The organism is Ruminococcus hominis, from assembly GCF_014287355.1.
GTDB lineage: Bacteria > Bacillota > Clostridia > Lachnospirales > Lachnospiraceae > Schaedlerella > Schaedlerella hominis.
This window is the reverse complement of sequence record NZ_JACOPE010000001.1, coordinates 1,288,995-1,301,715: the sequence shown is the minus strand read 5'-3', so window position 1 is coordinate 1,301,715 and position 12,721 is coordinate 1,288,995. Positions and strand designations below refer to the sequence as shown.

Genomic DNA, 12,721 nt, shown 5'->3' with positions numbered 1-12,721 from the left:
GTTCGGTAATGCAAGTGTTTTTCGAACAAATGTTTGTATATGATCATTCGAAAAAATATCGTAATAGTCTTATTTCCATGTTTTCTATTTCTGCATATTATTTTTCTACTAATATATATTCCATTTGTCTTTCTTTCGTTCGCATTCCCATTTTTTCATAAAATTTCTCTGCTGGAGTATTTCCTGCCCATACATTCAATGTCACTTCATAGCACCCTATCTGTTTCGCTTCATTTTTTACATATTCAAACAGACTTTCGCCAACATGCTGACCTCGAACCTCTTGACTGACACAAAGATCATCAATAAAAAACGTCTTAAACGGAACCATGTTGTTTGAAAAAGGTTGCTCTTGTAATTGACAAAATGCATATCCTACACAAACATCATCCTCATCCACCGCAACATATATTGGCTTTTCTTTATGTTTCAAAAGCTCTCTCAATTCGTCTATCGTATATTTGGTCGTGCCCGGAATAAAAATATCAGGCCTTATATCTGCATGAATTTGTAACACTTGCTCTAATAACTCTAAAATTCTCGGAATATCTTTTTCTTTCGCTTTTCTAATAATCATTTTTACCTCCATCCATTCTCATTCTTCTGCAAAACATTTATCTACTGTTCGTTTATCATGCTCTATCTTGTTATATCAAACATTTCCCTGCAAATCATTTTTCCACATGATGTTTTGAAAATATTATGATAGGCTTTTAAAGCCGCTTCTTTCGATAAACCATCTTCCATAATATTGACCAGGAAATCAGCCTCTACCAATATCTGATAATCTATACCATCAATATTATTATACGTATGATGATGTGCAATCAAATACTGCACACGCTCAGATACCTCTTGTTCAAATCCTAATTTTCTAAGCAGCTTTTCTGCTATTGCAGGACCTTCTTTTTCTTGTAGTTTTCCATTGCAATCACCATATTTTTCTTCACAGAAATGAATTCCAATATCATGTGTCAAAGCTGCTGCTTCAATGGTAAACAAACATTTCTTATCTACATTTTCCGTTTCTGCTATCAATTTTGCATAACTATGCACTTTACAAAAATGTTGAATTCTCTTTGAATCTCCTCTATATAACTCAATCATTGCTAAATGTAATTTATTTATCATCTAAAATTCCTCCTCTTGCACATTATAATAATTCTCAAATTAATCCTATATTTTCCTTGATATACATCACATTTTCCTTGTTGAATCCACATCATTAGAAACCATTAATTCAAAATGATTTCGATTTGTTTTTATAAAACCTTCTTTTTGTAACTTTGATATTTCCGTAGACATTGCTGCACGGTCAATACAAAGATAATCTGCTAACTGCTGCCGGTCAAAAGGAATATCAAAGGATAAAGATGAATGTCTGATGGATTCGGCTGACAGATATGACAATAGTTTATCTCTTGTCGTTCGCTTGCCAACATGTGTGATCTTATCGTTCAAGATCAGTATCTTATTTGCCAGGACACTGACCAGGTTACGGATCAACTTCTGATGATGCTCGCATGCAGTTGGACAAGTAACCAGAAGCTTCTGGACATTTAGGAAAATAATTTCACAGTCCTCATCTGCTACCACACTGATATTCAAAACAGCACCCGGACTTGCCGCATATGGTTCTCCGAAAAAATCACCGGCATGACATTTTGATAAAATATTGCGATGCCCCCAGAGGTCTTCCTGGATAACAAGAACACAGCCTGACACCACAAGTCCCATTACTTCTGTAGAATCTGCTGCTCTGAAAATATAAGAATCTCTCTCTTTTGAAACTGTTGTTGCCTCTACACAGTGCAATATGGATAATATTTCGTCATCAGTAAGACCTTTAAAGAAAGGACTGTTCCTTAAAATAGGTAAAAATTTTTTCAAAATTGTTCCTCCTGTTGGAAATCAAACATACAAGTTGCATTTATTATACTATGATTCTAACAGAAATAAAAATTTTATGCTATAGACGGAGGGTAAAAATGATAAGAAAGATTATTCGAATTGATAAAGAAAAATGTAATGGATGCGGTGCCTGTGCAGATGCCTGTCATGAAGGTGCCATTGATATCATTGACGGAAAAGCAGAATTGGTAAGAGAACATTTCTGTGACGGGCTTGGTGATTGTCTCCCGGAATGTCCTACAGGAGCCATTTCTTTTGAAGAAAGAGAGGCTCCTGCATATGATGAAGAAGCCGTAAAAAAAGCGCAGAAAAAAGTATTTGCCAAAAATCAGGCAATGTCTACACACACCGGCTGTCCTGGTTCTAGAAGTATGCAAATTCAGCGATTCGAAACACCTGAAACCATAAAATCAGCTCCAAGCGTAGAGCAGCTATCAAAACTTCAGAACTGGCCAGTACAGATTAAACTGGCACCTGTAAGTGCCCCATATTTTAACGGCGCAAAACTATTGATTGCAGCCGATTGTACTGCTTATGCATATGCAAGCTTTCATCAGGATTTTATTCGGAATAAGGTAACATTAATCGGCTGTCCTAAATTAGATCAGGTAGATTATAGCGAGAAATTGACTGCAATTATTCAAAATAACAACATTCAAAGTGTAACAATTGTAAGAATGGAAGTTCCTTGCTGTGGTGGTCTGGAAATGGCAGCAAAAAAGGCGCTTCAGGATAGTGGAAAATTCTTACCATGGCAGGTTATAACAATAAGTATTGATGGGAAAACTATAGAATAAAAAAGGAGAATACAATAATGGATAAGAAAATGTTTTGCTTTCAGTGTGAGCAGACCATCGGATGCGCCGGATGTACAGGAAATGCCGGTGTCTGTGGAAAAAAGGCAGATACAGCCAGATTACAGGATGAACTGACAGGTGCCTTGGTTGGTCTTGCAAGAGCTGTCGATAGTACAACAGCTATTTCCAAAAGAACCGGACAGGTCATAATTGAAGGGCTGTTTACCACAGTTACAAATGTAAATTTTGACGATGCCTCAATTGAAAACATGATACAAAAAGTCAGAGCTGAGAAAGAAAGACTAGTTCCTGACTGCAGCAAATGTCAGTCACCTTGCGGTAAAACAGACGAATACGATATGCAACAGCTGTGGAATGCCAACGAAGATATACGCTCTTTGAAGTCTCTGATTCTTTTCGGAATTCGCGGAATGGCTGCCTATGCCTATCATGCAAATGTTCTGAATTATGAAGATACTGAAGTAAATCGATTCTTCTGTGAAGCATTATTTAAGATTGGTTATGAAGAAAGTGCAGATGCACTGCTTCCTACAGTACTAAAAGTAGGAGAAATCAACCTGAAGTGTATGGCACTTCTTGATAAGGCAAATACAGAAACCTATGGGACACCAGAACCAACCAATGTTACTCTTACAATAGAAAAGGGACCATTTATTGTTGTAACCGGACATGATTTGAAAGACCTGCAGATTTTACTTGAACAAACAGAAGGCAAGGGAATCAACATCTATACTCATGGCGAAATGCTCCCTGCCCATGCCTATCCACTCTTAAAAAAATTCTCACACTTAAAAGGGAATTTTGGAACCGCATGGCAGAATCAGCAAAAAGAGTTTGATCATCTTCCAGCTCCGATTCTCTACACCACCAACTGTCTGATGCCACCAAAAAGCAGTTATGCTGACAGAGTATTTACAACAGAAATGGTTGCCTTCCCCGGTGCTGTTCATATTGATGAGAAGAAAGATTTTACGCCGGTTATTAAAAAAGCGCTGGAACTTGGTGGTTACAAGGAAGATCAGGTACTCACCGGCATCAATGGCGGTACAAAAGTGACAACCGGTTTTGGTCATGCAGCCATCCTGTCCCATGCAAACACTGTAATTGAAGCAGTAAAATCAGGTGCAATCCGTCATTTCTTTCTGGTTGCCGGCTGTGATGGTGCTAAACCTGGACGAAACTATTACACAGAATTTGTAAAACAGACACCTTCTGACAGTATTGTCCTTACTCTGGCATGCGGAAAATTCCGTTTCAACGATCTCGATCTTGGAGAAATCGGTGGTCTGCCGCGACTGATGGATATGGGGCAGTGTAATGATGCTTATGGTGCGATTCAGGTTGCTGTAGCACTTGCAGATGCATTTGGATGCTCCGTAAATGAACTTCCGCTTTCCTTCGTTCTCTCCTGGTACGAACAGAAGGCCGTCTGCATCCTGTTAACACTTTTACACCTGGGTATCAAGAACATTCGTCTTGGTCCTTCTCTTCCGGCATTTTTGTCTCCTAATATTTTGAATTTTCTGGTAGAAAATTACGGTATAGCACCTATCACCACGCCGGAAGAAGACATCAAAACACTGATGAATTACAACAAATAAATTTCTTCAAATCTCTGTGGAATCAACGAAGCCGATACAGGATTCAAAAATCCTGCATCGGCTTTATGATCAGATTACTTCTGTTTCTTTTTTTACCTCAAAATACTGGAGCTAATATTTACAATCCATTTACAAACTCAACTGCATTTTTTATGTCGTCTTCATCTGGATGACCTTTTGCAATTCCGCCAACCAATTTAAATGGACCAAATGTATCATAACCCTTGCATCCGAATTTTCCAAACACTTTAGAATGCTTCTTGTGTAAAATCTGCTCTATGGATTTATAATTTGCACTTCCGCCATAAGTACAAAGCAGAAACACCTTTTTGTTGTCTGGCAGATTCTTCTCTGCAAAATCTAATATCGACTGATGAAATTTCGAAAAATAGATTCCTGATGCAAATCCAATCATATCATAACTGCCTAGATCTGCATCTGGCTGTTTTACAACATCAATCAAATCAACACGGCACTCTTCTGCTATGCTTTTTACTAATTTTTCTGTATTTCCATGATGCACAGATGCATATACAATTGCTTTTCTCATTTGTGTTCCTTTCTTATAACAACTCTCACCGATTATCAACCCTCTCCGGAAACATATCATGATTACTCATGCGATTCCAGGCAACCTGCTCCCAATCTGTACCCGGCTTTCCGTAATTACAATACGGATCAATGGACAATCCTCCTCTCGGAAGGAATTTTCCCCATACTTCAATATATTTTGGTTTGAGAAGCTTGACCAAATCTTTCATAATTATATTAATCACATCTTCGTGAAAATCTCCATGATTTCTAAATGAGAACAAATATAATTTTAAGGATTTGCTCTCCACAAGCCGTTCATCCGGAACATACGAAATCGTGATCGTTGCAAAGTCCGGCTGTCCGGTAATCGGACACAGGCTTGTAAATTCAGGGCAGTTAAACTTGACAAAATAATCATTTTCAGGATGTTTATTCTGAAATGCCTCTAATACGGATGGATTATAATCCATACTGTACTCTGTTTGCTGATTTCCCAATAGTGTTAAATTTTCTTTTTCTCTCATCTCTTCCTCCTCTATCTCAACGCCGGATCTTCCATATGATTTGCCTGAAATGCCGCTGCACGATCAATGCATGTTCCACATTTTCCGCAAGGCTTCTCTCCACCTTCGTAACAGGACCAGGTCAACTCGTAAGGGACTCCCAGTTCTAATCCAATCCTTACCACTTCGGCTTTGGATACATTAACAAAAGGTGCTTCTATTTTAAGCTGATGTCCAGAGCCTTCCCATATTGCTTCATTCATAGCCTGATTGAATACCGGTGAGCAATCCGGATATGCAAAACCTGCAGAATCATCTGCATGAGCTCCATAATAAATTACTTCGCAGTCTTTGCTCAGTGCAATACTTGCCGCCGAAGAAAGAAATAATCCGTTTCGGAACGGTACATATGTGCTTACTGGTTTATCGCCATTTGTTTTTGAAATCTGTTCTGCGTAACTCTCCTCCGGAATGTCTTCTGTAGACTGTTGAAGCAGTGAACAGTTACTATATTGAAATATCTTACTTAAATTCAGGAACAAATGCTCCACGCCATAATATTGGGCAACTGCTATTGCAGCTTTAATTTCTTTATCATGCTTTTGTCCATAGGAAACCGAAAGAGCAATAACCTGGTCTTTCCCATATTTTTTGATTGCCAGTCCCAATGCCGTTGTTGAATCAATTCCTCCACTAAAAAGAACTAATGCTTTCATCTCTATCACCTCACTATTTATACTCCCCGTTCATCGGGATCCCAGATCACTTTATGCATCTGTATCTGCAACCGCACACCATTCAATCGATGTTTCAACATAAATTCTACTATTTGCACCGGTTCTATTGCTCCAAAAACAGGGCTAAGATAAACATGACATCTATTTGTCAGATCATAAGACCGAATCAATTCCAATGCTTTTAATAAATCTTCCTGACTGCCAGATACAAATTTTACAGTATCATCCTTTCCAAGAAGTTCCATGTTCTTTGTTATCATATATTCTTCGCACCCGCTTGATGGCAACTTATAATCCATCGTAAATACCGGACGCTCTTCACAAAATGCAGCCAAATCGACTGCTCCATTTGTCTCAATTTCAACTTGCAGTCCCGCTTGTAAAAGAAGATGGATTAAATCCCTGATGTCTTTTTGCAACAACGGTTCTCCTCCTGTCAGTGTCACATTATGAATTCCTGTTCCAAGAACATAATTTAAAATTTCTTCCGGTGTTTCCTCTTTATACAGGCACTCAGGTTCATTAGCCCACATCGTATCACAATAACTGCATCGCAGGTTGCACCCTTTAAAACGAACAAAAACTGCCAGTTCTCCTGCACACACGCCTTCCCCGTTAATACTGGTAAATTTCTCTACTACTTTCATCTACTCTTCCTCATAAACTGCACAATTATTAGGTGTCTCATATACTTCCACACAATGAATTACGTACCCTAAATCCGTTAATTTTTTGTGGAAATAATATGCGAAATTTTCTGCTGTAGGACGAAATGAGACTTCTTCCAAATGGAAATCTTCATTCTGAAGTGCAGCTACTGTTTCTGCTTTCAGAGATCCTGTCTCGTAAATCAGACTATGGTCAAAGTAATCACAAAGTAATTTCAGGTCTTTTTTCAGATTACCAAAATCCACTACCATTCCTCGTGTTTGTCCTTCTTGTTCTAACTCCTGACTCTTGATTTTTGCAACAACATTCCAACGATGTCCGTGGATGTTTCTACATTTTCCTTCGTATTTCCATAGAAAATGTGCTGCATCAAAACTGGCTTTTGTTTGTAAATAATACATATTTCAACTCTCCTTTATGTGAAATGTATGTACCTATTAAGAGCTATGCATCCTAAATGGAGCAGTTTTTATATATCAGAAAATCCATATCTAATATACAAAAAGCTCTGCGTACATCTTCGCACGCAGAGCCTAAAATCCTCATGATTAGCCCCGGTTTTATTTTTCGACAGGAAGGTACAAATGAACTGTCGGCTGTTTTCACAGCATGAAAATTATACCACAGAAAGCCAGATTGTCAAATTGATTTTTCGTATTAAGATAAGTTATGTAACAGTTCAGCCTTCGGGTGAACTGTTACTACGGGAAAGAGTTTTACAAACAGATATCAGAGCCAAGAGATATACAATGCACTCATGATATATTATTTTCTTGAGTGAATTTTCAGTACAAATAATCTGACAATAAATTGCATGTCAACAGCAGGCGGTTAATCCGCCTGTTTTTTCAACTCTTCATCTTATCACTACGTACTGCGATATATACACTGCTGACATTGCTCCGATTACACTCAATACAACATAAAGCATTGCCCACCAAACTGCACCTCGTTCCAATAGTTGATTCGTTTCCAATGCAAAAGAAGAAAATGTTGTAAACCCTCCACAAATGCCAACTTTTAAAAATAAAATCCATTGCGGATTCCAGTCTTTCTTTACTCCAATAGCTACTACAACCCCTATTAAAAATGCTCCTACAATATTAATCAGTAATGTTTTTATAGGAAATCCACTTTGCGGATTTATCGGAATCATCCCAATTAGATAACGAGCTATCGCTCCAAAAAATCCTCCCATTCCAACTATAATACAATTCACCATTTTACTTTCTCTCCTCTTGGATAAATGCCCTTGCAAGCTTTAAAGAATTGCTGTGCTTCCCCTTGGGGCTTCCATGAATCAACAATATATTCATTGAATTACCTCCAAATAATCAAAAAATTCTGATAGTCCCATCCACACTACTTTTCTTCTTTCACTATTTAAGAACCTACTCTTTTGTCATAATCCCTGTAAACTGTTCAACACCGAAACGTCTCATAAACATTTCACATTTGCATAGGAAAAAATAATAAATATTTAATCCACAACCGCTTAATCCTTCAAAATTTCCCTGTCCTTTGGAAATCAACAAATCAGCGTTCTCAACCTCATCCATTGCTTCCTGAGATATTGCTCCGATAACATTACCTGGCATTCCCGTACCATTTCCAATTACCTTTTGTGCAACATCTTCCATATGCACATATTTTGCATCCTCTAACGTAGCATCATTTAAAACCGGCTTTCCTCTTACAATTACGGATATATATAAATCAGGATTGATGTCTCGAAGGGTTGCAATCAATAACCTATCTGTTACAATTTCTCCACAGTTATCTGTAAAATATACCAATCTGTTAGCATTGACTATCTCTTTGTGAAAATCAGTCAATAGATTAGAATCTATTTGTATATTTACTGCTTCATCCAATTTATCTTTCAATTCAATGTCATTCACATTTTCCAATGCTCCGAAATCAATATAATTTCCAACCATTGCATACTGTATTGCCATTTTCAAATGATTTTCAGATGTATTAACTTTATTTTCCATGTATGGAAAATAATCCAGCATTAATTTATTATAATGCTGTTTGATTTCTGTGTAATCCATTGTGTTACCAAAGAGTTCTTTACGAAGATTATCCATTTGCTCAGCAACCTGTGGTGTAGTTAAACCATCACTATTTTTTACAATTTCATTAACTTTATATTGATATTCTTTTATTTTTTCTTCTGTTGCACCAACCGGATATCTATTATTATTTCGTTTTATCTGACATATTTTACACTTTTCATTTATAACCATAAGACGACTCTAATTTCCCCTCTCTGAAACTTCCGATTCACGTACATGCTTAAACAACGTAACTTCGCCTTTATATAATGCTTCTATATCATATGAAGGTTCTTCATTTTGCTCAAATGTTCCATATGCATCTACGATATATATCACCCCATCAATTTTTTGAATTTCTCCCTCGATATTGAAATTAAAAGTCACTAAATCTTCTCTCTTGAACCTAGGTTTTCCTAACATTTGTTTTTCCTCCATTAACTTAATCTTGTTGTAATTTACATTTAAATTTAATATCGCTGCATGTCCGTTTACTTGATTATATTTTTTATCCATTTGTCCAAAATCAGCACCAACATTTAATATATAATTTTTTTCTTTTACGCTGCTGCATTAGCATTAATTCGATCAATAACTTTTCTAATTCCCATCCATACTGTCAGATCCGTAAATAACTCTACCACACTTCCTTTATCAGTAAATGGTGATTCCTGAAGTACAGACAGATCCTTCATCATTCCATTATGTACAATGTACTCTACGATCTGATTTACGAAGTAAATCTGTCTGCTATCAAGATTTATATCATTCAAAAACTCTGAAAATGCTTCTTTTGCAGCATTCATATCAAGTCCAACAATTTCACGTACAAATTCCCCCAAAGGTTTATGACCATATTCTTTCTCATAATCATCTTTAGAGCCAACTTCCTTCCAAAGAATCTGTTCTAGGCTTTCTACATCCATTTCTGTAAGAGGCTGATTTGTCTTAAGTTTTGCAATGGCAATATTATCCTGATGTTGACGAACATAAAACTCAGCTTTAGCCTTATAATTCTTCAATTCATCATTCTCAAGTTCAGAATCATTCCATTCTGTAGACAGGATTTCATCCGTAAAATCTGTATTGTATTTAATTATTCCTTGAGGCAAATACTTCATAAGATTTCGGAGGCTTATCCTAATATGTTCAAATTCATCAATTCCAGCATTATCTATATAGTCTGTATGAAGAATTTTATTAATCAGTTCTGATTGTTTCTGAATCTCCGGAATATTTGCTACCCCAGCAAGACCTTCAATCTTTTTGAAAAGATCACTTTTATGACGACCATATCCTTTGCCCGCTAAATATGCTAATTCCATTCCATACATCAAAGCATCGAAACGAACTGCACTTGCTTCTTCTCCGTCAGGCATAATAAGTGGTGCTAATTCTTCACGAACCATTAATGTGTCTTCAAACGTAATTGATTGATAATTATTTTCAACAGAATACGTATCAACATACTTCAAATGTTGTCTTACCGCAAAATTTTCACGATTCAATTCCTGCACTTTTTCTACCATTGCCTCAACAAGTTTACTTCTGTACGCAATAAGTCTGTCAATTTGATATTCAAGATTCTGCAGTTTATAGGCAATTTCAAATTTAAGAGAAAAAATAGCTCCTTGCAAAGCAACCATATTTGCTGTTGGTTTTCCTTGATTCATACGGAAAAATTCAAAGTTTCCACAGAAATCAAAGATATAGAATTTTTCTTTATCCTGTCCATCTATAAGTCCTGAGCAAAGTCTAGTACCACGACCAATCATCTGCCAGAACTTCGCCTTACTCATAACTTTTTTGAAAAATACGAGGTTCAATATTTCAGGCACATCAATACCTGTATCAAGCATGTCAACAGAAATTGCAATCTGAGGCATTTTCTTTGGATCCGAAAACTCGTCAATTGCACTCTGAGCGTAGGTCATATGGTTATCAATTACCTTAGCAAATGGCTTCCCTTTTTTACTATATTCTGGATACTGCTTATTAAATACTTCAAGAATTTTCTCCGCGTGGTCATGATTCTTAGCAAAAATAATTGTCTTACCAATTTTCTGCCCATAATCCACCTTAAGCCCATCTTTCATAAGTACATGCAAAACCTGTTTGATTGTATCCTCATTAAATATCCATGTATTTAGTGCCGATGAATTAATTCGCTCCGGTAATTTTCCATCTTCAAATTCAAAGGTCTCTTCATATGTAGCTTTATCTTCCTCGGATAACTCATCATAAGCAATACCTTCTTCAATGAATTTCAGTTTTGTTTCAACAGTCACAAAGTCTACAAGGTAACCATCCTTTACTGCTTGAGAAAGCTCATATCCATATGTTGGTACACCATTTTCTAAGTCAAAAATCCCGTAAGTATTTTTATCAATCTCATCCTTAGGGGTTGCTGTGAGCCCTACCAATGGAGCATCGAAATAATTAAATATATCTCTATACTTGTTATAAATGGATCTATGTGCTTCATCACAGATTACGAGATCAAAATGTCCACAAGTAAATAACTTTCCATTTACATCCTTGACCGAATCAATGCAATTCATCATGGTCTGATATGTAGAGAAAATGCAATGTGCTGTATAGTTTTCTTTTTCCTCTACAAGATTGGAGCATGACAAATCAGGTAAAAGATTTGCAAAATTTCTTTTTGCCTGCGTAACAAGAGAATTACGATCTGCCAGGAATAATATGTTTTTAGCCCATCCCTTGTCCAAAAGGACCTTACATAATGCAATTACTGTTCTTGTTTTGCCTGAACCTGTAGCCATCACAAGCAATGCTTTTCTGCGATTGCGATTATCAAATGTATCACACACTGCCTTAATTGCACCTTCCTGATAATAACGACCTGCTATACCTTTATCTACAACAATATGCTTAAGACTTATTTTCATTGTTTGAAGATTAAAAAGCTTTTCCAAATCTCTCTTGGAATAAATAACAGCAACCTTTCTCTCCGGATACTGGTTATCTATAATTCTTGTTTCAAAACCATTGGTAAGAAAAACCACTGGTCTTCTATTATATTGATTCTCTAATAAATCGGCATAAAGTTTTGCCTGTTGTCTTCCCTTCGCGACATCCATGCAGGTTCTCTTTGCCTCAACTACCGCAAGCGGTCTGTGCATATCATCGTAAAGAACATAATCCGCATATCCAATCTCTGATTTATTAGGCATTCCCGGTAACTCGACTTCATTAATCCAATCCTTTCCCTCTGTCCATCCTGCATCCAAAAGCATAGAATCAATATAGATTTTTCTTGTCTTATATTCAGACAACTCCAATGGTTTTGGAACATATGTTTGTTGCTGTTCTGTTCGTTTTGCAGTAAGTTCTTCCTTAAGAGCTTTGTTCTCAGCAATTAATGCCTTTAAATCCACATCGTCATCTGAAGTTTTAGCCACAGCAGTTTCTTCTGTCGATTCATTAAGCAAGCTTATATCGTATTGCCTCTCTTCATAGAAATCCGAATAGCAATATGACACGTAGTCCATAAAGATAAACAGATTCTGTAAGCAAAGTATCGCTTCATCTTCTGTTATCTTTCTACCATTATGTGCAGCTCTGTTACCAATCTTGCGAATCAAATCGAGACGTTTCCATAATGCATCATCAACCAAATCATGGAAGTCCTCGGTACTCATAAGACTCACAAGATTATCTTGATATGGCATCTCCAACGACTTATCTACGGAGTACATCCACTTGATAGCAAACTCCATAGCACGACGACAGTTAATCACACTGGATTCTTTGTCAATTTTAAGAATTTTCTCTGCTGCTACTGCTACATCTGAAAAACTATTAAATCTGGCTTCTTGTTTTAAATAGTCAAAGTTGGTTATCATATGGCACACCTTTCCCATT

The 12,721-nt window shown here is 36.7% G+C and carries 15 protein-coding genes; 2 read left to right on the top strand and 13 right to left on the bottom strand.

Annotated features, from left to right (window positions below; genetic code table 11):
• Nucleotides 1-97: 97 nt before the first annotated feature.
• The 3 genes from H8S40_RS05655 to H8S40_RS05645 form a co-directional block, all read right to left on the bottom strand.
• Complete coding sequence (locus H8S40_RS05655; protein WP_118737066.1) at nucleotides 98-577, bottom strand: GNAT family N-acetyltransferase; 480 nt, start codon at nucleotides 575-577, stop codon at nucleotides 98-100.
• 62 nt (nucleotides 578-639) lie between these two features.
• Entirely contained in the window at nucleotides 640-1,131 is a 492-nt protein-coding gene (locus H8S40_RS05650; protein WP_005341360.1) for an HD domain-containing protein, read from the bottom strand.
• Nucleotides 1,132-1,197: 66 nt separating this feature from the next.
• Nucleotides 1,198-1,890 (bottom strand): Crp/Fnr family transcriptional regulator, encoded by a 693-nt coding sequence (locus tag H8S40_RS05645; protein WP_118688135.1) that lies wholly within the window; start codon nucleotides 1,888-1,890, stop codon nucleotides 1,198-1,200.
• 98 nt (nucleotides 1,891-1,988) lie between these two features.
• Between H8S40_RS05645 and H8S40_RS05640 the strand changes: the two genes are divergently transcribed.
• Both H8S40_RS05640 and hcp read left to right on the top strand, forming a co-directional pair.
• The gene (locus H8S40_RS05640; protein WP_186864810.1) at nucleotides 1,989-2,708 is read left to right on the top strand and encodes a 4Fe-4S binding protein; all 720 of its coding nucleotides are present in this window, start codon (nucleotides 1,989-1,991) and stop codon (nucleotides 2,706-2,708) included.
• A 17-nt stretch (nucleotides 2,709-2,725) separates the two neighbouring features.
• Entirely contained in the window at nucleotides 2,726-4,330 is a 1,605-nt protein-coding gene (hcp, locus tag H8S40_RS05635) for a hydroxylamine reductase (protein WP_186864809.1), read from the top strand.
• Nucleotides 4,331-4,448: 118 nt separating this feature from the next.
• Here hcp and H8S40_RS05630 read toward each other — a convergent pair whose 3' ends face one another.
• From H8S40_RS05630 to H8S40_RS05590, 10 genes are all read right to left on the bottom strand, one after another.
• Nucleotides 4,449-4,880: a flavodoxin family protein gene (locus H8S40_RS05630; protein ID WP_186864808.1), complete on the bottom strand. Its 432-nt coding sequence runs from the start codon at nucleotides 4,878-4,880 to the stop codon at nucleotides 4,449-4,451.
• Nucleotides 4,881-4,905: 25 nt separating this feature from the next.
• Complete coding sequence (gene queF / locus H8S40_RS05625; protein WP_118310058.1) at nucleotides 4,906-5,388, bottom strand: preQ(1) synthase; 483 nt, start codon at nucleotides 5,386-5,388, stop codon at nucleotides 4,906-4,908.
• Between the two features lie 11 nt (nucleotides 5,389-5,399).
• Complete coding sequence (gene queC / locus H8S40_RS05620) at nucleotides 5,400-6,083, bottom strand: 7-cyano-7-deazaguanine synthase QueC (RefSeq protein ID WP_186864807.1); 684 nt, start codon at nucleotides 6,081-6,083, stop codon at nucleotides 5,400-5,402.
• Nucleotides 6,084-6,100: 17 nt separating this feature from the next.
• Complete coding sequence (gene queE, locus H8S40_RS05615; RefSeq protein ID WP_186864806.1) at nucleotides 6,101-6,751, bottom strand: putative 7-carboxy-7-deazaguanine synthase QueE; 651 nt, start codon at nucleotides 6,749-6,751, stop codon at nucleotides 6,101-6,103.
• Nucleotides 6,752-7,174 (bottom strand): 6-pyruvoyl trahydropterin synthase family protein, encoded by a 423-nt coding sequence (locus H8S40_RS05610; RefSeq protein WP_118688140.1) that lies wholly within the window; start codon nucleotides 7,172-7,174, stop codon nucleotides 6,752-6,754. It abuts the gene before it with no gap.
• A gap of 455 nt (nucleotides 7,175-7,629) precedes the next feature.
• A complete protein-coding gene (gene crcB / locus H8S40_RS05605) occupies nucleotides 7,630-7,995 on the bottom strand; it encodes a fluoride efflux transporter CrcB (RefSeq protein ID WP_186864805.1) in 366 nt (121 codons plus the stop codon).
• Between the two features lies 1 nt (nucleotide 7,996).
• Complete coding sequence (locus H8S40_RS16085) at nucleotides 7,997-8,089, bottom strand: NAD(P)H-dependent oxidoreductase (RefSeq protein WP_243238191.1); 93 nt, start codon at nucleotides 8,087-8,089, stop codon at nucleotides 7,997-7,999.
• Between the two features lie 75 nt (nucleotides 8,090-8,164).
• The gene (locus H8S40_RS05600; protein ID WP_022075433.1) at nucleotides 8,165-9,025 is read right to left on the bottom strand and encodes a damage-control phosphatase ARMT1 family protein; all 861 of its coding nucleotides are present in this window, start codon (nucleotides 9,023-9,025) and stop codon (nucleotides 8,165-8,167) included.
• 9 nt (nucleotides 9,026-9,034) lie between these two features.
• Nucleotides 9,035-9,349, bottom strand: a complete 315-nt coding sequence (locus H8S40_RS05595) for a hypothetical protein (protein ID WP_207723249.1) — start codon at nucleotides 9,347-9,349, stop codon at nucleotides 9,035-9,037.
• A gap of 44 nt (nucleotides 9,350-9,393) precedes the next feature.
• The gene (locus H8S40_RS05590) at nucleotides 9,394-12,702 is read right to left on the bottom strand and encodes a DEAD/DEAH box helicase family protein (protein WP_186864804.1); all 3,309 of its coding nucleotides are present in this window, start codon (nucleotides 12,700-12,702) and stop codon (nucleotides 9,394-9,396) included.
• Between the last annotated feature and the right edge of the window lie 19 nt (nucleotides 12,703-12,721).

Bases quoted from the DNA above. Each gene is read 5' to 3' on its own strand.
- H8S40_RS05590 (WP_186864804.1), bottom strand. From the start codon at position 12,702: ATGATAACCAACTTTGACTATTTAAAACAAGAAGCCAGATTTAATAGT.
- queF (WP_118310058.1), bottom strand. From the start codon at position 5,388: ATGAGAGAAAAAGAAAATTTAACACTATTGGGAAATCAGCAAACAGAG.
- queE (WP_186864806.1), bottom strand. From the start codon at position 6,751: ATGAAAGTAGTAGAGAAATTTACCAGTATTAACGGGGAAGGCGTGTGT.
- H8S40_RS05640 (WP_186864810.1), top strand. From the start codon at position 1,989: ATGATAAGAAAGATTATTCGAATTGATAAAGAAAAATGTAATGGATGC.
- hcp (WP_186864809.1), top strand. From the start codon at position 2,726: ATGGATAAGAAAATGTTTTGCTTTCAGTGTGAGCAGACCATCGGATGC.
- H8S40_RS05610 (WP_118688140.1), bottom strand. From the start codon at position 7,174: ATGTATTATTTACAAACAAAAGCCAGTTTTGATGCAGCACATTTTCTA.
- H8S40_RS16085 (WP_243238191.1), bottom strand. From the start codon at position 8,089: ATGAATATATTGTTGATTCATGGAAGCCCCAAGGGGAAGCACAGCAAT.
- H8S40_RS05630 (WP_186864808.1), bottom strand. From the start codon at position 4,880: ATGAGAAAAGCAATTGTATATGCATCTGTGCATCATGGAAATACAGAA.
- H8S40_RS05650 (WP_005341360.1), bottom strand. From the start codon at position 1,131: ATGATAAATAAATTACATTTAGCAATGATTGAGTTATATAGAGGAGAT.
- H8S40_RS05600 (WP_022075433.1), bottom strand. From the start codon at position 9,025: ATGGTTATAAATGAAAAGTGTAAAATATGTCAGATAAAACGAAATAAT.
- queC (WP_186864807.1), bottom strand. From the start codon at position 6,083: ATGAAAGCATTAGTTCTTTTTAGTGGAGGAATTGATTCAACAACGGCA.
- H8S40_RS05655 (WP_118737066.1), bottom strand. From the start codon at position 577: ATGATTATTAGAAAAGCGAAAGAAAAAGATATTCCGAGAATTTTAGAG.
- crcB (WP_186864805.1), bottom strand. From the start codon at position 7,995: ATGGTGAATTGTATTATAGTTGGAATGGGAGGATTTTTTGGAGCGATA.
- H8S40_RS05595 (WP_207723249.1), bottom strand. From the start codon at position 9,349: ATGGATAAAAAATATAATCAAGTAAACGGACATGCAGCGATATTAAAT.